Raw genomic sequence first — 22065 nt, 5'->3', positions numbered from 1 at the left:
GAGCAACCGTCATATGTCCTTTTTCAAGAAACTCAAAGACCGCATGTTCAACTCTTCTTCCAAGATCGAAGAGGGGCTTGACGCGATTGTAGAGGATGGCGGCACAGCCGAAGCAGAGGCCGGTGAAGCGGAACTGGCCCGTCAGGCCGAAGCCACCGCCGCACGCCAAGCGCAAGAGGCCCAAGCGGCTGCTGCGCGGGAACTGGCGGAACAGGAAGCGGCTGCGCGAGAAGCGCAAGCTGCGGCAGACGCGGCCAAGGCCGAGCGGGAAGAGGCGGCGCGACGTCATGCAGAACAGCTTGAGGCGGAGGCGCAGGAAACCGCGCGTCTTGACGCTGAGAGCCGTGCCAAAGCAGAGCGCGAGGCCGAAGAAACCGCACGCAAAGCTGCCGAAGCAACCGAGGCTGCGCGACTGGCGCGGATTGAGGCCGAAGAACAAGCCCGCCGCGAAGAGGCAGCCGAGGCCGAGGAGCGCAAGCGGGCCGAACAAGCCGCAGCCGAAGCAGAGTCCGCCCGTCAGGCTGCAGCAGAGGCAGAGGCTGCAAAGGCGGCCCAAGAGGCCGAAGCCGCCAAGCCGGGACTTCTGGGGCGTTTGTTTGGTGGACGTACTGCGGACAAAACTGTTGTGCGCCGTGCGCTTGACGATGCCATGCTGGAAAGCATCGAGGATTTGCTAATCACTGCCGATATGGGCGTTGAAACCGCGATGCGGGTCTCTGCCAATCTGGCCGAAGGACGTATGGGCAAGAAGCTGTCTACCGCTGAATTGAAATCGCTGTTGGCCAGTGAAGTGACGCGGATTATGGAACCTGTTGCCCGTCCGATGCCGCTCTATGCGAAACGCCCGCAGGTGGTTCTGGTGGTCGGGGTGAACGGTTCTGGCAAGACGACAACCATCGGCAAGCTGGCCAGCCAATTCAAGGCAGCGGGCAAGACTGTTGTGATTGCAGCAGGCGATACATTCCGCGCTGCCGCCGTGGAACAATTGCAAGTCTGGGGGGAGCGGGCCGGCGTGCCGGTGCTGACAGCGCCCGAAGGGTCCGATCCGGCGTCGCTGGCGTTTGATGCTATGACTAAGGCGGAAGAAGACGGGGCCGACCTGTTGATGATCGACACGGCGGGGCGGTTGCAGAACCGTCAGGACTTGATGGAAGAACTGGCCAAGATCGTGCGGGTGATCCGTAAAAAGGATCCCGAAGCGCCCCACAACACACTGTTGGTACTGGATGCGACTACGGGTCAGAACGCGCTGTCACAGGTGGAGATTTTCCAGAAGATCGCGGATGTTTCGGGGCTGGTGATGACCAAGCTGGACGGAACGGCCAAAGGCGGCGTTCTGGTCGCACTGGCGGACCGGTTCGGCCTGCCGATCCACGCCATCGGGCTGGGGGAACAGATCGACGATCTGGCGCCCTTTGATCCCGAAGAATTTGCCCGCGCCTTGACAGGACTGGAATAGTGCGCAGGCCCTTTGTCGCGCGCTAGACCGGCTCTACATCCTCGTCTTCTTTTTTCTCTTCGAGGTCCTTTTTCGGGCGTGCCGCCACACGGTTCACAATCCAAAGGATGATCAGGGCGATTACAGTTGCGACCAGTGCCAGTGGAATGCGTCCGGTGCCACAGCTAAGCCCGACAGCACCGACCAGCCACATGCTTGCCCCTGTGGTCAGCCCGTGGACCTTGCCCCCTGATATGATAATCGAACCAGCGGCCAGAAACGCCACGCCGGATGTAATCGCGCTGATCAGCTTGATCGGGTCGGCTTTGATCCGGTCCTGATCTTCGGTATCCAGTGCGATCAGGTCCAGCGCCACAATCGCAAACAGACAGGACGCAACGGAAATCATCATATGGGTGCGCAATCCGGCAGCGCGGGCGTTGTGTTCCCGCTCCCAACCGATAATACCACCCATTAAGGTTGCCGCAAACATACGGAAAATGACGATACCGAGCGGTACAACCGAACCGTTGATCTGAAACTCGTCGACAAGAGCTGAATACATATTAAATCCTGCAATCGGGGGCCGGATATGGCCGAATGGTTATTAGAAGTAGACGGAACCCAGACAGGGCGCAATCTTGCACTGGCGCTGGCGATACTGGCGGCCATGTTGCACGCGGTCTTTGGCGCGTTGCAAAAGGGAAAGCTTGATCCCTGGCTGGCACGCGGCGCGATTGATGTAAGCTACAGCCTGATGGCATTGCCGGTGATCCTGTTTCTGGTGCCCTGGCCGGAACCACATCTGTGGCCTTTGCTGTTCGGGGCGATGGGTATCCATCTAGTGTATAAGTTCTTTCAGGCTATGGCTTATGCGCGGGGCAGCTATACGGTTGTGTATCCGGTTGTACGGGGCATGGGGCCGCTGGTGACGATGCTGTTTGTGGGGATCGTGTTCCAGCACAAGTTTCAAGAGAGCTATAATCTGGTGCAGTGGTCGGGTGTTCTGCTGCTGTCCTCGGCCATTTTCCTGTTGGCGGGGATCAACCTGATGCAAGGCGGGATTGACCGGCGCACGATGGGCATGGGGCTGTTTTTTGCGGTGCTGACAGGCTTTGGCGTGGCCGCATATACCACTTGGGATGCCTACGGGGTGCGCGCCACAGTCAATCCGTTCACCTTTATCTTCTGGCTGTTCTTTCTGGACGGGCTGGTGTTCCCGTGGATCGCGCTCTACCGCTATCGTAGGATGACTGTCCAGCCTTCGGTGCGGTCTATGGCGGGGCGGGGTATCATTGGCGGGTTGGTTGCCTTTGCGAGTTTTGGCTCCATCATGTTTGCAACGCGGCTCGACAAAGTCGGAGAGGTTGCGGTGCTGCGGGAAACCTCTGTGGTGTTTGCCGCGCTGATCGGCTGGCTGTTCCTACATGAGAAAGTCGGTCTTTTGCGCGCAGCGCTGATGGTTGCCATTGCAGGCGGCGCGGTTTTGGTAGAGTTTAGCGGCTAAATCACAAGAAACGGTAGCTTAGAGGCAAAATTTTATGAGTGAGAAGTCAGTCAACCCGATGCTGAAACTCGGGCTGGAGCTTGGGCCTGTTGTCCTGTTCTTTGTCGCCTATACGCGGATGAAGGATCGGGAATTTGATCTGTTCGGCCAAAGCTATGAAGGGTTCATCGTGGCCACAGCCGCGTTTATTCCGGTGCTTTTGCTGTCGACCGGATTGCTGTGGTGGCTCACGGGTAAGCTGTCACGTATGCAACTGATGACAGCCGTTCTGGTTGTGGTTTTCGGTGGCATGTCGATCTGGTTCAACGACGACCGTTTCTTCAAGATGAAGCCGACGATTATCTATGTACTGTTCGGCGGATTGCTGGGGATCGGCCTACTGCAGGGCAAGTCTTATCTGCGATCTGTCATGGATGAAATGGTGCCGATGACCCATGAAGGTTGGATGATCCTGACCAAGCGGGTGTGTGCCTTTTTTCTGGCACTGGCGCTCGCGAATGAGCTGGTCTGGCGGTTGATGTCCACAGATGCTTGGGTGAATTTCAAGACTTTCGGTCTGACCGCGCTGGTGTTCGTTTTCTTCATCGTGCAAGGGCCACTGTTCGCGCGGCACAGCACGGAAGAAGATAAAACCTGATCCTTTAACCCGTCATAAGCCTGTTACCTGCTCAATATAGAGGGTTGTTCTAGGGAACCATCTATATATAGTTTTCCTTACGGTGACGGGCGGGATGCCCCGCTCTGATGCCAACCAACGCAACAGAGCAGGGATGCGTGACGCTTATGACTTCCGAGTTTACACAAGAGTTTATCCGAAATCCGGCTGGCCTGCGGGAAAATCCCGCGCTGGTCCTGAATGCAGATTTCAGGCCGCTCAGCTATTTTCCACTATCTATCTGGCGCTGGCAGGAGGCCGTGAAAGCGGCATATCTGGATCGCGTAACCATCGTTGCGGAGTATGAACGGACGGTTCACTCCCCGTCGGTCGAAATCCGTATCCCATCGGTGATTGTGCTGAAGGATTACGTCAAACCGGCCCAAACCACCGCGTTTACCCGTTTCAACCTTTTCCTGCGGGATGAGTTTACCTGCCAGTATTGCGGCTCGCGCGGGGATATGACCTTTGATCACGTGGTGCCGCGGTCCCGTGGCGGTAAGACGACATGGCAGAATGTGGTGGCATCCTGCGGTCCGTGCAACCTGCGTAAAGGCGCGCGGTCGCTGCGACAGGCCAGTATGAAGCTGCGGCGCACCCCGATGCAGCCATCGGCCAACCAGTTGCTGAACGCTGGCCGCAAGTTTCCCCCGAACCACTTGCACGATAGCTGGATGGATTTCTTGTACTGGGATGCCGAACTGGAAGCGTGATCGCGCCTAGCGGCGCTTGCCCTGAAAGGCCGCTGCCAGCCAGATCAGTGTCAGGCCAAGCGAGATAACGCCGTTCCAGCCCGCCATGGACAAGCCGAACAGCTCCCACGGGATTTCATCACAGCGCACCATTGGCGCCTCCAAAATCTGGTTCAGCAAGTCTTTTACGGCAAGATCCCCGACAGAACCGGAGGTGCAGGTCGTCGGACCTTCCCACCATTTCCACTCCACTCCGGCGTGATACAGCCCGATTGCAGAGGTGGTAAAGGCCGCCGCGGCACCAAGCAATGCGAGCAGGCGATGGGGAAACAGGGCCGCTACCAGACCGATCAGAACAGCCACGGCATGGGGCCAGCGTTGGTACAGGCACAGCTTGCAGGGCGCCATATCGCCGATGTGCTGGAATCCGAAAGCCGTCGCAAGCATAAGCGCCGAACCAAGCGCTGCCAGTAGTATAAGTCTCTGTTGCATCAGAAGTATTTAACCGCCCAGAATCCAGCCACAAGGAGTATCAGGAACACAGTGAACACCAAGGCAAGGCGGCGTTCAATGAAATCCCTGATAGGTGCGCCGAAGTGCCACAAAAGCGTCGCCACAATGAAGAACCGCAGGCCGCGTGCGATCAGGGACCAGAACATGAAGGACCAGAAGGGCAGGTCGGTCGCCCCCGAGGTGATGGTGATAACCTTATACGGAAACGGTGTAATCCCCGCGAAAAGCACCGCCCAGTGGCCCTGTTCATTAAACCGGACCTTGAACACCTCAAACGCATCGGCTTTGTGGTAAAAGTCAAGGATCGGGCGCCCGATGGCGTCAAACAGTTCCGCGCCGATATAATAGCCGAACGCGCCACCCAGCACGGAAGAAACGGTACAAATCAGCGCCAATGGGAATGCTCTGGTCGGCGCAGCAAGGATCAGCGGGATCAGCAGAACATCCGGCGGGATCGGAAAGACCGAACTTTCCAGAAACGCAATAATCGTCAACGCCGCCACAGCCCAGCGGGACTGGGCGAGGGACAGGATCCACTCGTAAAATCTGCGTAACACTGCGCGCGCCTCTCGTTTTTTGTTTCTCATGCCCCGTTGGATCAGACGGGTCAAGCCTTGCGCCTTTCTGCGGCCGCACTAGTTTCAATTAAAATCACATTTTCGGGAGTAGCACGATGAAATGGAGAGGCCGTCAGGGGAGCCGAAATATCGAGGATCGCCGCCGCTCGGGCGGGGGCGTGCGCGCTGCCGGGGGAATTGGGGGCTTTGGCCTGATCGCCGTGCTGGCTATTGGCTATTTCCTAGGGGTGGATGTGACGCCGTTCCTGAATCTCGGCGGCAGTCAGGTCACCAGCAACCGCACGGTGGAACTGACGCCCGAGGACGAACAGGCGGCGCAGTTCGTGTCTGTCACGCTGGCTGACACGGAAACCGTCTGGGCTGAAATATTCGAACAACAGTTGAACGCCACCTACCGCCCCGCAACAATGGTGCTGTTCAAGGGCGCAACCCAGTCTCCTTGCGGCGGGGCCAACGGTGCCTCTGGTCCGTTTTATTGCCCGACCGATCGCAAGGCCTATCTCGACACGGATTTCTTCACCACACTGTCCCGCAGGCTTGGCGCGTCAGGGGATTTTGCGGCGGCCTATGTTGTGGCCCATGAAATTGCCCATCATGTGCAAAACGAACTTGGCATATTGGCGCAAGCCAATAAGGCGCGGTCCCGCATGGGGCAGGCTGAAAGCAACCGCGTTTCGGTGATGATCGAACTGCAAGCGGACTGTTTTTCCGGCATCTGGGCGCGTTATGCGCAGGACCGTCTTGGCACGCTGGAACGGGGCGATTTTGACGAAGCGCTGAACGCTGCCCGTCAGATCGGCGACGACACCCTGCAACGCAACGCAGGCCAGCGCCCCAATCCCCACAGCTTTACCCACGGCACCTCCGCCCAGCGCCAAAACTGGTTCCAGAGAGGATTTGAGACCGCCGACATCCAGCAATGCGACACCTTCGGAGCAAGTTCGCTGTAACATTGAAAAAACCCGATTTTTCCCGTTGACGCGAGTAAGCCGGACCGCTAAATCACCCAAGCGTTGCCCGAGTGGCGGAATTGGTAGACGCAGGGGATTCAAAATCCCCCGCCGCAAGGTTTGCCGGTTCGAGTCCGGCCTCGGGTACCATTTGAAAACATTGGATACGTTCCAAGTTTCAGAACACTTAACCAATCACTAGATTTGAACGGTTTCGCGCTGCGTTACCATTCGCCACGGGTTTGATCGCTTTTCGTTCAGACGGTGGCGTTGGGAACTCCTCATCTTGGTTTTATGATCGAAAACAGAGGGGGAGTGCGCGTGGATTATATGTCGTTCTCAATTCGCTCGGATGTTCACGTTAAATTCTGTATTTGTTCCTAGGTAAAGTCCGGAATTTTACTCTTCAAGTATATGATATAGTTAGAGATATACTACAATTTGTTATTTTAAACAAGTTTTTCGACGCTTAAATGGTTTTCTTGTTATGTACGTGATTTGTTCGACCAGAAGGGAGTGAAAATTTTGGTGCAACCCAGAGCATTTGGAGTGCTGAAGGCCCGTCGCCAGTCAAACTTCGATCTCCTGAAAGCACCCCGCCGTCTATTCAATTCCGCGATGCTTTGTCCGTGCCTAGGTACCGCGCAGTCTGGTCACCCCCACCAAACGACCCACCGTTCCCCTTGTACTCCGCCACAAACTCCGGTTGATCTGTCAGCAATCCCCTTGGGGAACTGAAACCCATGCTTACATAGGCTAATATGAAACATTTTTCTCTACTTGATCTTTCTCCTGTTCCCGAAGGCCAGACCACGGGGCAGGCTTTGCAAAATACGGTTGAGCTGGCGCAACTGGCGGAACGTGCGGGGTACTACCGTTACTGGCTGGCGGAGCATCACAATATGCCCGGCATTGCCAGTGCGGCGACGGCTGTTGTGATTGGCCATGTGGCGGGGGCGACCTCGACGTTGCGTGTTGGGGCTGGGGGTATCATGCTGCCCAACCACGCGCCTTTGATGGTGGCCGAGGCGTTCGGCACGCTCGCCACGCTTTATCCTGAGCGGATTGATCTGGGGCTTGGGCGGGCGCCGGGGACGGATATGGCTACGGCGCGGGCTTTGCGCCGTCACATGTCACCTGAAGATACTTTTGTGCAGGACGTGCAAGAGCTGATGGCCTATTTCGATGATATGCCGGACAACGCCCCTGTGCGCGCCATTCCGGGGGTGGGCACGCAGGTGCCGGTCTATATCCTCGGGTCGAGCCTTTATGGTGCGCAATTGGCCGCGATGCTGGGGTTACCTTACGCCTTTGCAAGTCATTTTGCCCCAGCCATGCTGGATCAGGCGCTGGATGTGTACCGGCGCTCCTTTCGTCCGTCCCCCACATTGGCAGAGCCTTACGTGATTGTTGCGGCGGGAGTTTGTGCGGCGGACACGGATGCGCAGGCCGAATATCTGCGGTCGTCTCAACTGCTGGCGTTTGCGCGGTTGCGTACGGGTAAACCGGGGAAGCTGCCGCTGCCGGTGAATGACGTGAAATCGCAAATCCCGCCTGCTGTCATGGAGGGCGTGGAGCACGCGCTGTCTGTGTCGGCGGTGGGCGCGCCAGAAACTGTGAATTCGCAGTTACAGATCATTCTGGAGCGTTACAAACCGGACGAGCTGATCGTGACCGCGATGATCCACGACCATCAGGCACGGTTGCGTTCGTTTGAGATTGCGGCGGATGTGATGTCAGGGCTGGTCAAGCCCTGACACCATAGCGTCAGATTATACGTCTACCCAGCCATCGGGTGTTTTCATCCGGTGGCGTATGGTGTTCTGTTGCCCCAGCGTTTGTTCCAGAAAACAGCCCTTTTTGGCGGCTTCGATCAGTTCGATCACCTTATCCTGCGGATCATCGCTGTCGATCAGCACGTCGATTTCAAAGGACTTCGGCGCGGTTTCATAAACGCGGCCCTTTGCCTCCCAGTTCCAGACCACGCGGGTTTCCACGTCCAGATCCTTCACTGTCACCTTCAGCCGTTTCGCAAAGGCGCGGATTTGGGTCATGATACAGCCCGTCAATCCGCCCACAAACAGCGCCAGCGGCGGCGGGGCAGAGGCATCGCCACCGTGAAAGCTGCCCTCATCCGTGGCCATATGAAACGGACCTTCCGCGAAGGGTTGTGACATGGTCACTTCCAGATCATTGCGCATTTTTCCGGTCGCGTGGCCTTTGCAGTCAAACTGGACCAGCGCTTGTTGGGGTTGGTCTTGGGTATCAGTCATGGGTGGTGCCTTTCGTTCCAGTGGATCATCGGCAGGCCGGCCACGGGGGATTTGAAGTAAGGGATTGTCGTTGCGCGCAGGCTGCCGATGTAAACGGTTGTCAGATCGGGGCCGCCAAAGGTCAGGCTGGCCATCCAGTTGGCGATGCTGCCACCACAAGCCAGTTGCAGTTCGGGGGTGACCTTATCCTGCGCGAATGCGTTCAGAAGGGCTTTCCCTTCAGCCGAGCCTTTGTCGTCATCCAGCAGAATGCGCAGATCGCCGTCTGAGGTGATCGCAAAAATGCGGTCGGTCATCACATGGGTGCCCCAAAGGTTGCCGTAGGCGTCAAAGGCGATCCCGTCGATGAATGCGTCGTGGCTTTCAGGGCCAAAGGTTTCCTGCCCACTAAGCGTGCCGTCATCGGCCACCTTAAAGCGGGTGATCTTCATGCCGCAGGTTTCCACGGCATAGAGATGGCTCTCATCCGCATCAAAGCGGATTTCATTGGTGAAATGCAGTCCGTCCGCCATGATCCGCAGGCCTTTGTCATCGGCCATAGCGATGAAGCCGTCGATGATATTGGGGCTACAGGCCTCCATCCAGTTCGGGATCGTGGTAGAAACCGTCAGCCACAGACGGTCCTTGCTGTCGCGCAGCACGAAATTCACCTTGCCAATCGGCTTGCCGTTTATGCTGTCGTAAAGAACCTCGCTTTCGCCCGTGCGTTTCATCAGTTCGAGCCGGTCTGTGCCGAAGTTGGAAATCAGAATGTCGCCATTACGCGCAAAGGCCAGACCATTGGGCAGGGTGCCGGTGGTAAAACGGCTGGCATCGTCACTGGCTTTGGCAAAACCTTTCGCTTCCCCCTGCGCGATCAGGGTCTGGCTGCCGTTGGGCCGGATGTGAACCACGCCGCCCCTTGCATCTGCGGACCAGAGCGACCCATCCGGTTCTGCCAGAATACACTCTGGCCGTTGCAGGTCTGTCCCGATGGTTTGAAGGCTGTCGGGGTCTATTTCAAAGCCGTCGATGGGGTTTCGCACGGCTCAGGCTCCTTTAACGATCCGGTTGGCTAGGATGCCGATCTTTTCGATCTCTAACTCAAAGCTGTCGCCATCTGACAGGCGCTTGCCCAGTTCCAGACCGCAGCCAGTGCCTACCGTGCCTGATCCAATCACCTCGCCCGCGTAGACGGTTTCGGATGCCGAGATATGGGCGAGGATCGCGCCGAAGTCATGCTGCATCTGTGCGCTGTTGCCACCGCCCCAGCGTTCGCCGTTCACGCGGGCTTCCATGTTCAGCGCGACAGGATGGGGGACTTCATCAGCGGTCAGAATGAACGGGCCAAGGATGTTGCCGGTATCAAAATCCTTGCCTTTACAAGGGCCGAGCTGCCCCGGCATTTCAGCCATTTGTGCATCCCGCGCAGAAATGTCGTTCAGGATGGTATAGCCGAAAATGTGGTTAATGCCGTCTTCAGCCTTAATGTCCTTGCCCGTTTTGCCAACCACGATGGCCAGTTCCAGTTCGATATCCAGATGCTCGGCATAATGTGGCCACTTAACATCCGTGCCGTGGCCGATAAAGGACATGCGGTTGCCTTTGTAGTAGATCGGCTGTTGATACCACACGTCGGGCACTTCGTGGTTGCGGCCTGTGGCTTCTTCCATGACCCTGAAACAATTGGTTAAATGATCCTCGAACACCAGACAGTCACGGTATTGCACAGGCATGATCGGCGGCAGGAAGGACACATCCGCCAGCGGGATCGTCGCGGTTTGCGGCGGGTTGGCCACCAAAGTCCGCGCTGTAGAGAGCCCTTGTTCCGCAGCGTCGATCAGGCTTTGCATCGACAAAAAATCATCCGCGTCGAGCCCTGCCTGTTGCGCAGCGCTGCGCAGGTCAAGCAGTTGATCGTCGGGCAGGGCGGCAACCAAGGTTGCGCGGTTATTGTGGTTAACGGTTGCAAGACGCATCGGGATCACTCCGTAAAGATGGCAACGGCGCGGGTGAAACCGGCGGAGGCTGCCTTGATTTTGAAAGGGAAGCAGGAAATCTCAAATCCGGTGCCAGGCAGGCTTTCCAGATTGCTAAGCTTTTCCATGTGGCAATAGCCGATATCCATGCTGGCGCGGTGGCCCTCCCAGATGATCGAAGAATCTTTGGTTTCTTCGTAAACTTTGGCAGTCAAGGCAAAAGGTGCGTCCCAGCTCCATGCGTCTGTGCCAGTGACGCGCACGCCCCGTTCGGTCAGATACAACGTGGCCTCGCGTCCCATGCCGCAGCCTTTCATCAGGTAATCGGGCTGTCCGTAGGCCGCACCCGCTGACGTATTCACCACAACAATATCAAGGGGTTGCAGATCATGCCCGATGCGCTTCAGCTCTGCCTCTACATCCTGCGCTGTGACCAGATAACCGTCCTCAAAATGACGGAAGTCCAGTTTGACACCGGGGTTCATGCACCATTCGAGCGGCACCTCGTCGATGGTGATGGCGCGCTCTCCGTTGCTCATGGTGGAGTGGTGATGATAGGGCGCGTCCAGATGGGTGCCGCAATGGGTGGCGACGGTCAGTTTTTCAACCGCCCAGCCTTCTCCACCGGGCAAGTCCTCTTTCTTGAGGCCCGGAAAGAAGGATAGAACCTGCTCGGCGGTTTGCGCGTGGGTCATGTATTCGATTTCGGGCAGCATAATCGGCGGGTCCGATGCGATGCCGGTTTCCAGTGGAACAGAGAGATCTACAAAACGACGGGGCATGAGGTGTCCTTTCCTAAAGCAATGCCGTGGCGAGCTGGGGGAAGGCCAGCACAAGGCCAAGCACCACCAGCATCAGCACCGCAAAAGGCGCTGCGCCATAAAAGATGTCCCCGAGCGTGATGCTCGGATCATCCAGAGAAGATTTGATAACAAAGACCGATATGCCAAAGGGCGGGGTCAGAAGGCCGATTTCAACGGCGATGATGGTGATGATGCCAAACCAGATCAGATCCACCTGCAACAAGGCAAGAACCGGCAGCATGAGGGGAACTAGGATCAGCATGATGGAGGAGCTGTCCAGAATGGTCCCCATCAGGATCACCAGCAGCACATAGGCAAGTATTACGCCCCAGTAGCCGATTTCAGCGGTGGCGACAAAATTGCCAAAGCCCGCAGGCACGCCCGACAGGGCCAGCATACGCGAATACATCTGTGCGGCGATAATAAGGAAGGAAATCGCAGCAGTGATCAGGCCGGTGTCGGTGAGAACCTCCCAGAAATCCTTTAACGTCAGGGCGCGGCGCAGCAGGCCGATGATGATGGCGCCGGAACAGCCGATGGCACCCGCTTCGATCGGGGTGAAGAAGCCGCCGTAAATCCCGCCTAGAACCAAACCAATCAACGCGGCGATGGGCAGACCTTTGGCCAAGACCTCCTGCGTGGTCAGCGCATCCGCGTCGTCATAGGGATCGGTAATGCCCTCGCCAATCAATTTGGGCTTGAACAAGGCCACCAGAAAGATGCCAAGGCAAAAGACGAAGGCCAGCAACAGACCGGGCAAGACGCCGGCGATGAAGAGGTCTCCGACGGATTGTTCTGTGAGCAGGCCGTATAGGATCAGCAGCAAGCTGGGTGGGATCAGCATCCCGAGCACCGAGGATCCCGCAACCACGCCGACAGAAAACCGCTTGGAATACCCATGGCGACGCATTTCTGGTACGGCGATGCGGGTGAAGACCGCCGCAGAAGCGATTGATATTCCGGTGATTGCTGCGAAGATCGCGTTTGCCCCGACGGTCCCAAAGCCAAGCCCGCCTCGAACGCGGCGGAACATGTGGTTGGCCACGTCAAAAGCATCGCGCCCCATGCCCGTAACCGAAACGATGAACCCCATCATGATGAACAGCGGCACAACGCCAAAGAAATAGCTGGAGATGGTTTCAGACGCTGCCAGCGCCAGCAGTTTACCTGCCAGTATTGGCGAACCTTTGATCACCCAGACGCCCACGAATGACGACAACATCAGTGCGAAAGGCACCCAGAACCCCAGATACACCATAACAACCATAGCTCCAAAGGAGGTCAGGCCAATTTCAAACGGGCTCATAGGGAGGTCCCTTTCTTAGAGGTCAGCGCGAAAAGGCTGGTGATGGCGTGAAGCACGAGTTGCACCAGAAGGGCAGCGCAACCAATCAGGATGATCAGTTTGACCGGCCAGATCGGGGCGGTGAAATCGCCCACTGTGCCTTCATAGGTGCCGCGCACCCATGCTTTAACGAACAGGGGCTCACTTGCGGCAAAAAGCTGCCAGATCAGTGCGATAGCGGCCAGAGTGAATATGAATTCCAGCAAGCTGCGCAGTCTCGGCGCACGCTTCTGGATGTAGTCGAGCACCGCATCGGTGCGGGTCAACCTGCCTTTGCGAAAGGCCTGTGCCACTTGCAAAAAGACGATGGCGACGATGGACATAGAGACGATCTCGGGGACGCCGGACACCGGCGTGTTAAAGGCCACGCGGCCAATCACATCAGCGTTCACCAACACCATCACGGCAAGGATCAAAAGCGTGCCGATCACGTTCAGCACAAGGGTCATCACATCAGCAATCCGGCGGATGCCCTGAAACCACGGCGGCAGAAACGCCTGACCGGAGTCGGCATGGAAATCAGTCATAACGGAAGGGTCCAATCAGCTTGGAAAAAAAGGGGCGAGCAAACGGCCCGCCCCAGTCAGGGAGATTACTCTTGATCCCAGTTGCGCACAGGCGTCGCGCCTGCATCGCGCATGGTGTCCATGTAGGATTTCAAAACACGAGAGCCGCCAACACCGTCCGCATCCAGCTTTTCGGCCCAGATTTTTGCGACGTTATCCATGCCGTCCGCCCATTCTTTGCGGAAGGCTTCATCGACTTGCGTCACGGTAGCGCCATTCTCTTCCATGATGTTCAGGAATTTGCCGACCGTGGCATCCAGATCCTTGTGATAGGCGATGCGGTTGGTGATCGCAGCGCCCTTAAGGGCCTTTTGAACCATCGGGGGTAGGGCGTCGTACCAGTCCTTATTGGCCGCGATACCACCGGCATATTGCGCGCCAAACCCGATACGGGTGACATGGGGGGCAACTTCGTACAATTTACCCGGTACAGCAGCCGAAGCAAAGACGATCACACCGTCATAAACACCGGTTTTGATCTCGTTGTAATAGGTTGTCAGATTGCCAGACACACCCACAGCGCCCGTACCTTTCAGCCAGTTAACAGCCGGACCGGGCGCGCCGATCTTCTTGCCGTCCAGATCCGAAATGGACTCTACCGGAAAATTGGTCATCAGCAGATAGTCGTCAATGCCGGTCGCACCGCCGAGATATTCTAGCCCGTTCTCCTCCCAAGAGGCTTTCATATCCGCATCATTGGCTTGCAGCTTGTCCATCCATTCTGCCACCACGGTGGAATCGCTGGACACAAACGGCGTGAAATAGGTCACGTTCTGCACGGCGAGTTTTGCCGGATCAAACAGGCTCGAAACCAGCCCGATTTCCGCGAGCCCTTCTTCTGTGGCCTCCAACTCGTCGCCAACTTTGGCCAGCGATCCGCCGTATTGTTCGCTCCAGCTGATCGAATAATCCGATCCTTCCAGTGCAGCGTTTACCGCAGGGATAAAGGTCTGGCTGACGTGTTTGACCCAGCGGAACACCGGTGGATGACCTGCCACAACCGTGGCGCTGATTTCTTCTGCTGCCACTGGCGGAGCAATCGCGGTGGTTCCTGCCAGTAGTGCCGCTGCTAGGGCGCTGTTTTTAAGTAAATGTTTCATTCTTTTCCTCCCAGAAGTGAATTTTCGCTTGTGTAATTAGCTGAGCGCCCTGATCCCCGAACAGATGAACGGGACGATTTTGATCAGCATCTCATCCGCGTCGCCATCATTGCAAAGCCCGTCGGACAAACGGGCAGGGCGACCGGTTTTCGCCATCATGGTCATGCCCACTCCGATGGCGAACATATACGCCCAGACTGCATTCGCGCGGGTCAGTCCGGGTTGGACTTCCATAAAGGCGCTGATAAATTTCTGCGCAATCGGGTCGTAGTATTTCTCGGTCAGCAGTTGCTCTCGCTCCTGCGCGGAATTGGCGGTGGAAACAAGGATTTGCGCGAATGCCCCGCCGTTGCTGGCCTGTGAGATACCGGCCTCGATTGTGGGGCGAAACAGCGCCTCGACGATCGGTTCAAGATCAGGGGTTTCGCCTTGCTCCATGATCCGGTCGAGCAGGGCGGCGCGCCCTTCGTTGATCTGCTTTGAGCGCCGCGAGACCATGGCTTCAAACAGAACTTCTTTGGTCTTGAAATGATAGTGTATCAACCCTTGGGCCACGCCGGCACGCTCTGCAATCTCGCGCATGGTAGCACCTTCATAACCGGAGCGGGCGAAGACGGTTTCAGCGGAATCAAGAATAGCGTCAAAACGGGATTCTTTGGCCGTGGATAGAGTTTCCACCCCAGCAGCTTTCGCGCTCTTCTGTCCCAAATTGAAGCCCTCCCAAGCCTGCGACCACGCCCGAAGTTTCCGCTTCGCAGAAATTAACTGGTCACTCAGTCAGTATTTGGGAGGGCGTGAGTCGTGTCAAGGGGAACAAGCCGCCAAAACGCGAGGTGGCGATTGAAATGCGTCGGGTATGAGTCGGGTATGAATTGTTAAGGCGGGAATAGTCGCTGCGGGGGAGACAATGGCGGAGAGACAGGGATTCGAACCCTGGGTCCCCAGAAGGGACAACGGTTTTCGAGACCGCCCCGTTCGACCACTCCGGCACCTCTCCGCGGGGTGTTGCTGGTCGCAACGGGCGCTTCTTAGCTAGGGTTGGAACGCTGTGCAAGGCTGAAAGCACTGGACAGGGACAAGTTGGCTTGTCAAAAGCGCAGGAAAACGGAAATCGGGTGAATTATGGCGGGCGCGGGCGCAACGATCAAACAGGTTCTGGATGCAGCAGAGCAGGCAGCAAAAGCCGGTGATGTGGCGCGCGCTGTTGCGCTCTACCGACAGATCCTGACCAAGGCGCCCAAACATTCCAAAGCGAAGAAAGCACTGGTGCGGCTGGAAAAACAGGGCGGTGCGGCCAATCGGGCGATGACGCAAGCGGATGCCAATGCGCTGTTGCAGGTGCTGAACAGTGGCGATTTTGCGCGCGCCCGTCAAATGGCACAAGAAATGGCGCGGGCTTTCCCCAACGAACCTTTCGTCTTTAATATTCTGGGCTATGCCAGCGGCATGACAGGCGATCAGAAAGGCGCGATTGATGCTTATAAATGGGCGATTAAGCTGAACCCGAATTTCGTCGAGGCGATGTCGAATTACGGTTCCTATCTTGTGCAAATCGACCGCGCAGCGGATGCGGTTCCGGTGTTGCAAAAGGCCGTGACCAAAAAGCCCGACTACGCAGAGGCCCATCACAATCTGGGCGTGGCTTATGCCGCGATCGGCCAGTCTGACAAGGCGATGCAGCACTACGATCTCGCCCTGCGCCATGCACCGCGCTATGCCAATGCGCTGAACAGTCGGGGAAGTTTGAAGTCCACTTTGAATGATCGGATCGGGGCGGAGGCGGATTTTCGGGCGGCGCTGGCGATTGCGCCCAAAGACACCGGCGCGATGGTCAATCTGGGCGGCGTTTTGTCCGCTGACGGGAAGAGTGCCGAAGCCACGGAGATTCTGGAAAAAGCAGCCGCCCTTGATCTGCGAAATACAGAAACTTTTATGCAGCTTGGCATTATTCAGAATGAATCAGGTCGGAACGATGCCGCACTTTCATCCTTTCGCAAGGTGCTTGAAGTTGACCCTAACCACGCCAAAACGCTTCGGTTGATACTTGGTCTTGTGCCGTCGGATGAACGGGCAGGGGTGGTGGACCAAATACAGCGATTGTTTAAGGATCCGGCGACGCCGGATCTTGACAAGGTGCAGTTGGGTTTTGCCCTTGGTGAGTATTACGAAAAGCAGGCCGCCTACGAGCAGAGCTTTACCTGTCTGGATCAGGCGAACCGGCTTTATCGTGCAGCACTGCCGCCGTTACCGCAATCTGACGCGGAAAAGTTTGACCGGATTACCAAGCTTTTTGATACAGACGCTTTTGCCCATTTGAAAGATGCCGCCGATCCAAGCGATGCGCCTGTGTTCGTGCTTGGGATGATGCGCTCTGGTACGTCACTGGTCGAGCAAATCATCGCCACCCATTCCGCAGTTTACGGCGCGGGAGAGCTAAACACCGCGACTGATCTTGCCAAGCCACTTTATGATAAGGGGAGCAGGGCAACCGCAGCGGATGCGAAGACCTTCACTGAAGACTACCTGCGGGATCTGATGCGCAATGCTGGCGATGCGCGCCATGTGGTAGACAAGATGCCGGGGAATTTCTTTAACGTGGGTCTGATCCGCACTTTGTTCCCGAACGCGAAAATTGTGAACACGGTGCGCGATCCACGGGACAACTGTTTCTCTATCTATAAGAACTTCTTTGACACCTACGCCCATCAATACGCCTATAATCAGGGCGAACTGGCCCATTTTGCCAACCGGTATAAAGCGATGATGCACCGCTGGGATGAATTGTTTCCGGGGGCTGTTTACCATATCCGCTACGAGGCGCTGGTGGCGGATCAGGAAGCCGAAAGCCGCAAGCTGTTGGACTATCTCGGCCTGCCTTGGGAAGATGGTGTGCTGGAGTTCCACAAGACCAAACGCGCTGTGCGTACCGCCAGTGTCAACCAGGTGCGCCAGAAGATTTACCGAACTTCGGTGAAGTCATGGCAGAATTACGCGCCTTATCTTGGCGAACTGTTCGACGGTTTGGACGAGGACTTATGGGCAGGCGCCTATGAGGCGTAAAATCCGCGCAAACGGGTTGACAACAGGGCGCTGATACAGGATACCCCGCCCACCTGACAGACATCCGTCCGTTGGGTTCTTTTAATGTCGTCTATCATAGACGCGCCGTCCGAGGCAGGGTTTAACCCTACAAACACCGCCGGTTCTGATCCTTGGATCAGGTCACAGGGGGCCGCAGGACGCGGTAGATAAGAAGGTCGAACATATGTTCGCAGTCGTAAAAACTGGTGGCAAACAGTATAAAGTTGCTTCTGGCGATGTGCTTAAAATCGAAAAGATTGCAGGCAACGCTGGTGAAACCGTTCAATTCAACGAAGTTCTGATGCTGGGTGGCGACAAAACCACCGTTGGCGCACCAACCGTCGAAGGCGCTGGTGTTCAGGCTGAGATCCTTGAGCAGGGCAAAGGCCCCAAGGTTATCAACTACGTCAAACGTCGTCGGAAACACTCGTCCCAGCGTAAAAAGGGCCACCGTCAACAATTGACCGTTCTGCGGATCACTGACATTCTGGCTTCCGGCGCTGACAAATCCGGCGTAACCGCTGCTGTAAACGGTGCAGGCTTTGTTGCCACAGCCGCAGTAGCCGAAGCAGCCGCTCCGAAAAAAGCCAAGGCGGAAAAGAAAGCAGCCCCTAAAGCTGCGAAAAAATCCGAAGCAAAAGCAGCTCCAGCAGCTGAAGGCGCAGACGATCTGAAAAAACTGTCCGGTGTTGGTCCAGCTCTTGAGAAGAAATTGCACGCTGCTGGCGTGACAACTTTCGCTCAGATCGCTGGCTGGGGTGCTGATGATATCGCTGAATTCGACGAGAAACTGTCGTTTAAAGGTCGCATCGAGCGCGAAGGTTGGGTAGACCAAGCCAAAGATCTGGCTAAAGGCTAAGGAGAGCACTCATGGCACATAAAAAAGCAGGCGGTTCATCCCGTAACGGTCGCGACTCCGCAGGTCGTCGTCTTGGCATCAAAAAGTTCGGTGGCGAAGCTGTCATTCCGGGCAACATCATCGCGCGTCAGCGCGGCAACAAATGGTGGCCAGGTGAAGGCGTAGGCCAAGGCAAAGATCACACGATTTTTGCAACAGTCGAAGGCGCCGTGACATTCCGCAAGGGATTCAAAAACCGCACCTTTATTTCTGTCCTTCCTCAAGCCGAGGCCGCAGAATAAGCCGAACCAAAGTCGGAATTTAAATATTCTAGGGGTCGGTTGAAAAACCGGCCCTTTTTCGTTTCTAAAGGTAATTTTTAATGGGCGTTGCAACTGCAACATTTCTGGCTTTCGCTGCCAGTCAGGTAGGCACACCGGGTCCGGCAAACATGGCGTTGCTGGCGACGGGGGCGCGCTACGGGTTGCGCAATTCTCTGGGATTTGTCGCCGGTGTGGCCTTTGGCAAGCAGTTGATCATCTGGCCTATCGGCTTTGGATTGATGGGCCTTGCGACACAGGTGCCCTGGTTGTTCACCATCCTGAAATTTGCCTCTGCGGCCTATATCTTCTGGCTGGCGTGGAAGGTTGCAAACCTGAAGCTCTCGCCCGGACGGGCCGATGACGATGCGCCCGGTTTTGCTGCGGGGTTGGTAGTTCATCCGCTAAACCCCAAGGCATGGGCAATGATTACCGCCGGTTTCACAAATTTCGTGGACCCCGGCACACCAACGTTACAGGCGACCGCCATAATTGCGGCCTGTCTGTTTGCCTGTCAGCTTGTCCTGCACCCGCTGTGGTGTTGGGGGGGAGACAGACTGGCGGCGACTGTTGCAGGGAAACCTGCGGAGCGTTGGCTTATGTGGGCGCTTGCTGCGCTTACAGTATTAAGTGTGTTATTTGTTTTGGTTCAGGGAGGTTGATCCATGATACAGTCTGAAATTTCCGGCCAGATGGTCATTCCGGCAGGGCGGTTTACACTGCGGCCTGTGCGTCCGTCCGATCTGGGGTTAATCGAGCTTTACGTCGGGGACGAGCGGCTGGCCCGCATGACCCGCAATATTCCGCATCCTTTGCCACCGGGCGCAGTTTCGCTGTTTCTGGATCGGGTTAGCAAAGCTGACAGTGCCGAAAAGGTATGGGCGATTGACGGGACCAATCAAGACGCGGGCGAGCTGCTTGGGCTGATGGAACTGGAACAGGTGACAGAAGGACAATCCGAAGTCAGCTACTGGATCGCGCCGCAGTACTGGAACACCGGACTGGCGAGCGAGGCGCTCAACGCGCTGGTCGCGGCCAACCCTATGGACGATGTCTCGATGGTTGCCAGCATCTTTCAGGACAATCCGGCCTCGGCCAAGGTTGTTACCAATTCAGGTTTTGCCCTTATTGGTGAAAGCGAAGTGTTTTGCCTTGCCCGTAACGGTATGGTGAATACATGGGATTATGTGCTGCGGCTTAAAGATTAGACAACAGTCGGGTTGAGCCGCATCATTCCTTGATATATCCGTGGCGCAACATGACAGAAAGCCAGAGACAATGAAATTCCTCGATCTCGCCAAAGTACATCTGAAATCCGGCGCAGGCGGCAATGGCTGCGTGTCCTTTCGCCGTGCCGCCCATGAAGAATACGGCGGACCGGACGGGGGCAACGGCGGGCAGGGCGGTGATGTCTGGGCCGAGGCGGTCGAGGGGCTGAACACCCTCATCGACTTTCGCTACCAGCAGCATTTCTTTGCACAGAACGGCCGCCCCGGTATGGGCAAGCAGCGTTCCGGTAAAGACGGTGAAGATTCGGTCCTGCGCGTTCCTGTTGGCACAGAGATTCTGGAAGAAGACGAAGAGACCGTAATCGCGGATCTGACGGAAGTGGGCCAACGGGTTCTGCTTGCGGCAGGCGGTAACGGCGGCTTTGGCAACCTGCACTTCAAATCCTCGACCAATCAGGCACCACGACGTGCGAACTCCGGCCAGCCAATTGTGGAACGCACGGTTTGGCTGCGCTTGAAACTGATTGCGGATGCTGGGCTTCTCGGCCTGCCGAACGCGGGAAAATCAACTTTCCTTGCGGCGACATCCAATGCGCGTCCCAAGATCGCAGACTATCCGTTTACCACGCTGCACCCCAATCTTGGTGTGGTGGGTGTTGATAACGCGGAATTTGTGATCGCGGATATTCCGGGCCTGATCGCTGGCGCTCATGAAGGCAAAGGCATCGGCGACCGGTTCCTTGGCCACGTTGAACGCTGCGCCGTTCTGCTGCATCTGATCGACGGTACATCCGAAGATGTAGTCGGCGATTATCACACCATTATCAACGAGTTGGAACAATACGGCGGGGAGCTGGCCCACAAACCCCGTGTTACCGCGCTCAACAAGATTGACGCGCTTGATGATGTGGAGCAGGCCGAAAAGCACAATGCGCTGGAACAGGCGACCGGCGGCGAGGTTCTGCAAATTTCGGGTGTGGCCCGCGAAGGTCTGACCGAAGTTCTGCGGGCTGTGCGGGCGCAAATCATCACTCGGAACAAAGCGGAGGCGGCACCGGAGGACACCGGATGGCGTCCGTAGAAACCGTGTCGGACCTGCGCGCAGATAACCCGTTGCAGACAGCACAGCGGGTGGTGATCAAAATCGGCTCGGCATTGTTGGTAGATGCCGAATCCGGCCAGCTTCGACTGGACTGGTTGAAGTCGCTCGCCAAGGATATTGCCGCCCAAAAACAACAGGGCCGAGACGTTGTCGTGGTCAGCTCCGGTTCAATTGCGCTCGGACGGCGGGTGCTTGGCCTGCCGGACGGGGCTTTGCCGCTCGATCAGGCACAGGCTGCGGCGGCGGTGGGGCAGATACGTCTGGCCCGTGCCTATGAAGAAATCCTTGCGCCGTACGGCATCAACACGGCGCAGGTTCTGCTGACGCTGGATGACAGCGCGAACCGGCGGCGGTATCTCAATTCCCGAGCTACTTTCGGGGCACTGCTTAGCCATGGCGTCGTACCTATTGTAAATGAAAACGACACGGTCGCGACGGACGAAATCCGCTTTGGCGACAATGACCGGCTGGCCGCGCAAGTAGCTTCGATGGCGGGGGCAGATGTGCTGGTTTTGTTGTCGGACGTGGACGGTTTCTATTCCGCTAATCCGAAAACCGACCCGAACGCGCAGAAGTTTGAGACGGTGACCGAAATCACCCCCGAACTGGAAGCGATGGCGGGCGATGCGGGCACGGCTGCGGCCAAAGGTGGGATGAAAACCAAACTGATGGCAGCCAAAACCGCCATGCGGGCGGGGTGTGCCATGGCCATCATGGAAGGCAACCAGCACGAACCGCTCGCGGCCCTGCAGAACGGTACAGCCAGTTCGTGGTTTCTGGCGGCAACAAACCCGCAAGCGGCACGCAAGCAATGGATTGCAGGCATGAAGCCGCGCGGGACCATTGTGGTGGACGCCGGTGCTGTGGCGGCCCTGAAATCAGGTAAATCGTTGCTGTCTGCTGGCGTTGTATCAGTAACAGGCACGTTTGAGCGCGGCGACCCCGTGCGCATAGCGGATGCGGAAAATAATGAATGTGCACGTGGACTTATAAGTTACAATTCAAGTGAATCCATGGCTATTTCCGGCTGTCAAAGCGCCGAAATTTCCGGAGTGCTTGGCTATGCTGGCCGCGCGGCATTGATCCACCGTGACGATATGGTGATCTAGGAATTTGG

The 22065-nt window shown here is 56.8% G+C and carries 24 protein-coding genes and 2 tRNA genes; 14 read left to right on the top strand and 12 right to left on the bottom strand.

From position 1 onward, the window contains the following. Window positions 1–13 precede the first annotated feature (13 nt). Window positions 14–1459: a signal recognition particle-docking protein FtsY gene (gene ftsY, locus IEX10_RS11180; RefSeq protein ID WP_188674985.1), complete on the top strand. Its 1446-nt coding sequence runs from the start codon at window positions 14–16 to the stop codon at window positions 1457–1459. A gap of 22 nt (window positions 1460–1481) precedes the next feature. On the opposite strand, the gene IEX10_RS11175 is transcribed toward ftsY, so the two are convergent. Next, entirely contained in the window at window positions 1482–2003 is a 522-nt protein-coding gene (locus IEX10_RS11175; protein WP_188674982.1) for an MgtC/SapB family protein, read from the bottom strand. 27 nt (window positions 2004–2030) lie between these two features. Here IEX10_RS11175 and IEX10_RS11170 point away from each other — a divergent pair, with 27 nt between their 5' ends. The 3 genes from IEX10_RS11170 (at window position 2031) to IEX10_RS11160 (ending at window position 4313) form a co-directional block, all read left to right on the top strand. Next, the gene (locus tag IEX10_RS11170) at window positions 2031–2945 is read left to right on the top strand and encodes an EamA family transporter (RefSeq protein ID WP_188674979.1); all 915 of its coding nucleotides are present in this window, start codon (window positions 2031–2033) and stop codon (window positions 2943–2945) included. A gap of 34 nt (window positions 2946–2979) precedes the next feature. Beyond that, complete coding sequence (locus IEX10_RS11165; protein WP_188674975.1) at window positions 2980–3582, top strand: septation protein A; 603 nt, start codon at window positions 2980–2982, stop codon at window positions 3580–3582. 146 nt (window positions 3583–3728) lie between these two features. Beyond that, window positions 3729–4313 carry an HNH endonuclease gene (locus IEX10_RS11160; RefSeq protein ID WP_188674972.1) on the top strand — a complete coding sequence of 195 codons (585 nt, stop codon included), beginning with the start codon at window positions 3729–3731 and terminating at the stop codon, window positions 4311–4313. Between the two features lie 6 nt (window positions 4314–4319). Here the strand turns inward: IEX10_RS11160 and IEX10_RS11155 are convergent, their stop codons facing one another. Both IEX10_RS11155 and IEX10_RS11150 read right to left on the bottom strand, forming a co-directional pair. Beyond that, window positions 4320–4784: a disulfide bond formation protein B gene (locus IEX10_RS11155; RefSeq protein WP_188674969.1), complete on the bottom strand. Its 465-nt coding sequence runs from the start codon at window positions 4782–4784 to the stop codon at window positions 4320–4322. Continuing rightward, entirely contained in the window at window positions 4784–5362 is a 579-nt protein-coding gene (locus IEX10_RS11150; protein WP_188674964.1) for a YqaA family protein, read from the bottom strand. The genes IEX10_RS11155 and IEX10_RS11150 overlap by 1 nt, the downstream gene beginning before the upstream one ends. A 116-nt stretch (window positions 5363–5478) precedes the next feature. On the opposite strand from IEX10_RS11150, the gene ypfJ reads away from it, so the two are divergent. From ypfJ to IEX10_RS11135, 3 genes are all read left to right on the top strand, one after another. Beyond that, window positions 5479–6333 carry a KPN_02809 family neutral zinc metallopeptidase gene (ypfJ, locus tag IEX10_RS11145; protein WP_188674961.1) on the top strand — a complete coding sequence of 285 codons (855 nt, stop codon included), beginning with the start codon at window positions 5479–5481 and terminating at the stop codon, window positions 6331–6333. 65 nt (window positions 6334–6398) lie between these two features. Beyond that, window positions 6399–6483: transfer RNA gene (locus tag IEX10_RS11140), tRNA-Leu, on the top strand. Between the two features lie 611 nt (window positions 6484–7094). Continuing rightward, the gene (locus tag IEX10_RS11135; RefSeq protein ID WP_188674958.1) at window positions 7095–8090 is read left to right on the top strand and encodes an LLM class flavin-dependent oxidoreductase; all 996 of its coding nucleotides are present in this window, start codon (window positions 7095–7097) and stop codon (window positions 8088–8090) included. 15 nt (window positions 8091–8105) lie between these two features. Here IEX10_RS11135 and IEX10_RS11130 read toward each other — a convergent pair whose 3' ends face one another. The 9 genes from IEX10_RS11130 to IEX10_RS11090 all read right to left on the bottom strand — a co-directional run bounded on the left by IEX10_RS11130 (window position 8106) and on the right by IEX10_RS11090 (window position 15375). After that, the gene (locus tag IEX10_RS11130; protein WP_188674955.1) at window positions 8106–8606 is read right to left on the bottom strand and encodes an OsmC family protein; all 501 of its coding nucleotides are present in this window, start codon (window positions 8604–8606) and stop codon (window positions 8106–8108) included. Continuing rightward, on the bottom strand, window positions 8603–9631 hold the full coding sequence (locus IEX10_RS11125) for an SMP-30/gluconolactonase/LRE family protein (protein WP_188674952.1): 1029 nt from the start codon (window positions 9629–9631) through the stop codon (window positions 8603–8605). The genes IEX10_RS11130 and IEX10_RS11125 overlap by 4 nt, the downstream gene beginning before the upstream one ends. Window positions 9632–9634: 3 nt before the next feature. Continuing rightward, window positions 9635–10564, bottom strand: a complete 930-nt coding sequence (locus IEX10_RS11120) for a fumarylacetoacetate hydrolase family protein (protein ID WP_188674949.1) — start codon at window positions 10562–10564, stop codon at window positions 9635–9637. 5 nt (window positions 10565–10569) lie between these two features. Then, window positions 10570–11346 carry a cyclase family protein gene (locus tag IEX10_RS11115; RefSeq protein WP_188674946.1) on the bottom strand — a complete coding sequence of 259 codons (777 nt, stop codon included), beginning with the start codon at window positions 11344–11346 and terminating at the stop codon, window positions 10570–10572. A gap of 13 nt (window positions 11347–11359) precedes the next feature. Continuing rightward, complete coding sequence (locus IEX10_RS11110; protein ID WP_188674943.1) at window positions 11360–12673, bottom strand: TRAP transporter large permease; 1314 nt, start codon at window positions 12671–12673, stop codon at window positions 11360–11362. Next, a complete protein-coding gene (locus tag IEX10_RS11105) occupies window positions 12670–13239 on the bottom strand; it encodes a TRAP transporter small permease subunit (RefSeq protein ID WP_188674940.1) in 570 nt (189 codons plus the stop codon). The genes IEX10_RS11110 and IEX10_RS11105 overlap by 4 nt, the downstream gene beginning before the upstream one ends. Window positions 13240–13304: 65 nt before the next feature. After that, window positions 13305–14378 (bottom strand): C4-dicarboxylate TRAP transporter substrate-binding protein, encoded by a 1074-nt coding sequence (locus tag IEX10_RS11100; RefSeq protein WP_188674937.1) that lies wholly within the window; start codon window positions 14376–14378, stop codon window positions 13305–13307. A gap of 36 nt (window positions 14379–14414) precedes the next feature. After that, a complete protein-coding gene (locus IEX10_RS11095) occupies window positions 14415–15086 on the bottom strand; it encodes a TetR/AcrR family transcriptional regulator (protein WP_229678530.1) in 672 nt (223 codons plus the stop codon). A gap of 200 nt (window positions 15087–15286) precedes the next feature. After that, window positions 15287–15375: transfer RNA gene (locus tag IEX10_RS11090), tRNA-Ser, on the bottom strand. Between the two features lie 125 nt (window positions 15376–15500). Here IEX10_RS11090 and IEX10_RS11085 point away from each other — a divergent pair. The 7 genes from IEX10_RS11085 (at window position 15501) to proB (ending at window position 22057) form a co-directional block, all read left to right on the top strand. Next, the gene (locus IEX10_RS11085) at window positions 15501–17438 is read left to right on the top strand and encodes a tetratricopeptide repeat-containing sulfotransferase family protein (RefSeq protein WP_188674935.1); all 1938 of its coding nucleotides are present in this window, start codon (window positions 15501–15503) and stop codon (window positions 17436–17438) included. Window positions 17439–17643: 205 nt separating this feature from the next. Further along, window positions 17644–18318, top strand: coding sequence for a 50S ribosomal protein L21 (locus tag IEX10_RS11080; protein WP_188674933.1), 675 nt, complete (start codon window positions 17644–17646; stop codon window positions 18316–18318). A gap of 11 nt (window positions 18319–18329) precedes the next feature. Then, entirely contained in the window at window positions 18330–18599 is a 270-nt protein-coding gene (gene rpmA, locus IEX10_RS11075) for a 50S ribosomal protein L27 (protein WP_069299940.1), read from the top strand. Window positions 18600–18679: 80 nt separating this feature from the next. Beyond that, a complete protein-coding gene (locus tag IEX10_RS11070) occupies window positions 18680–19279 on the top strand; it encodes a LysE family translocator (RefSeq protein WP_188674931.1) in 600 nt (199 codons plus the stop codon). Between the two features lie 3 nt (window positions 19280–19282). Beyond that, a complete protein-coding gene (locus tag IEX10_RS11065) occupies window positions 19283–19825 on the top strand; it encodes a GNAT family N-acetyltransferase (RefSeq protein WP_188674929.1) in 543 nt (180 codons plus the stop codon). 70 nt (window positions 19826–19895) lie between these two features. Then, window positions 19896–20927 carry a GTPase ObgE gene (gene obgE / locus IEX10_RS11060; protein WP_188674927.1) on the top strand — a complete coding sequence of 344 codons (1032 nt, stop codon included), beginning with the start codon at window positions 19896–19898 and terminating at the stop codon, window positions 20925–20927. Further along, a complete protein-coding gene (gene proB, locus IEX10_RS11055) occupies window positions 20915–22057 on the top strand; it encodes a glutamate 5-kinase (protein WP_188674925.1) in 1143 nt (380 codons plus the stop codon). The genes obgE and proB overlap by 13 nt, the downstream gene beginning before the upstream one ends. Window positions 22058–22065: the final 8 nt, after the last annotated feature.

The sequence above is a fragment of the Neptunicoccus cionae genome (assembly GCF_014643735.1).
Taxonomy (GTDB): Bacteria; Pseudomonadota; Alphaproteobacteria; order Rhodobacterales; family Rhodobacteraceae; genus Amylibacter; species Amylibacter cionae.
The sequence above is the reverse complement of the archived record's forward strand: the minus strand, read 5'-3'. Positions and strand labels throughout refer to the sequence as shown.

What these genes read in the sequence shown, in the direction of transcription:
- IEX10_RS11065 (WP_188674929.1), top strand. Translation starts at nt 19,283, where the DNA reads ATGATACAGTCTGAAATTTCCGGCCAGATGGTCATTCCGGCAGGGCGG.
- ftsY (WP_188674985.1), top strand. Translation starts at nt 14, where the DNA reads ATGTCCTTTTTCAAGAAACTCAAAGACCGCATGTTCAACTCTTCTTCC.
- IEX10_RS11100 (WP_188674937.1), bottom strand. Translation starts at nt 14,378, where the DNA reads ATGAAACATTTACTTAAAAACAGCGCCCTAGCAGCGGCACTACTGGCA.
- IEX10_RS11135 (WP_188674958.1), top strand. Translation starts at nt 7,095, where the DNA reads ATGAAACATTTTTCTCTACTTGATCTTTCTCCTGTTCCCGAAGGCCAG.
- IEX10_RS11155 (WP_188674969.1), bottom strand. Translation starts at nt 4,784, where the DNA reads ATGCAACAGAGACTTATACTACTGGCAGCGCTTGGTTCGGCGCTTATG.
- IEX10_RS11160 (WP_188674972.1), top strand. Translation starts at nt 3,729, where the DNA reads ATGACTTCCGAGTTTACACAAGAGTTTATCCGAAATCCGGCTGGCCTG.
- IEX10_RS11165 (WP_188674975.1), top strand. Translation starts at nt 2,980, where the DNA reads ATGAGTGAGAAGTCAGTCAACCCGATGCTGAAACTCGGGCTGGAGCTT.
- obgE (WP_188674927.1), top strand. Translation starts at nt 19,896, where the DNA reads ATGAAATTCCTCGATCTCGCCAAAGTACATCTGAAATCCGGCGCAGGC.
- proB (WP_188674925.1), top strand. Translation starts at nt 20,915, where the DNA reads ATGGCGTCCGTAGAAACCGTGTCGGACCTGCGCGCAGATAACCCGTTG.
- ypfJ (WP_188674961.1), top strand. Translation starts at nt 5,479, where the DNA reads ATGAAATGGAGAGGCCGTCAGGGGAGCCGAAATATCGAGGATCGCCGC.
- IEX10_RS11085 (WP_188674935.1), top strand. Translation starts at nt 15,501, where the DNA reads ATGGCGGGCGCGGGCGCAACGATCAAACAGGTTCTGGATGCAGCAGAG.
- IEX10_RS11170 (WP_188674979.1), top strand. Translation starts at nt 2,031, where the DNA reads ATGGCCGAATGGTTATTAGAAGTAGACGGAACCCAGACAGGGCGCAAT.
- IEX10_RS11130 (WP_188674955.1), bottom strand. Translation starts at nt 8,606, where the DNA reads ATGACTGATACCCAAGACCAACCCCAACAAGCGCTGGTCCAGTTTGAC.
- IEX10_RS11110 (WP_188674943.1), bottom strand. Translation starts at nt 12,673, where the DNA reads ATGAGCCCGTTTGAAATTGGCCTGACCTCCTTTGGAGCTATGGTTGTT.
- IEX10_RS11115 (WP_188674946.1), bottom strand. Translation starts at nt 11,346, where the DNA reads ATGCCCCGTCGTTTTGTAGATCTCTCTGTTCCACTGGAAACCGGCATC.
- IEX10_RS11175 (WP_188674982.1), bottom strand. Translation starts at nt 2,003, where the DNA reads ATGTATTCAGCTCTTGTCGACGAGTTTCAGATCAACGGTTCGGTTGTA.
- IEX10_RS11105 (WP_188674940.1), bottom strand. Translation starts at nt 13,239, where the DNA reads ATGACTGATTTCCATGCCGACTCCGGTCAGGCGTTTCTGCCGCCGTGG.
- rpmA (WP_069299940.1), top strand. Translation starts at nt 18,330, where the DNA reads ATGGCACATAAAAAAGCAGGCGGTTCATCCCGTAACGGTCGCGACTCC.
- IEX10_RS11070 (WP_188674931.1), top strand. Translation starts at nt 18,680, where the DNA reads ATGGGCGTTGCAACTGCAACATTTCTGGCTTTCGCTGCCAGTCAGGTA.
- IEX10_RS11080 (WP_188674933.1), top strand. Translation starts at nt 17,644, where the DNA reads ATGTTCGCAGTCGTAAAAACTGGTGGCAAACAGTATAAAGTTGCTTCT.
- IEX10_RS11120 (WP_188674949.1), bottom strand. Translation starts at nt 10,564, where the DNA reads ATGCGTCTTGCAACCGTTAACCACAATAACCGCGCAACCTTGGTTGCC.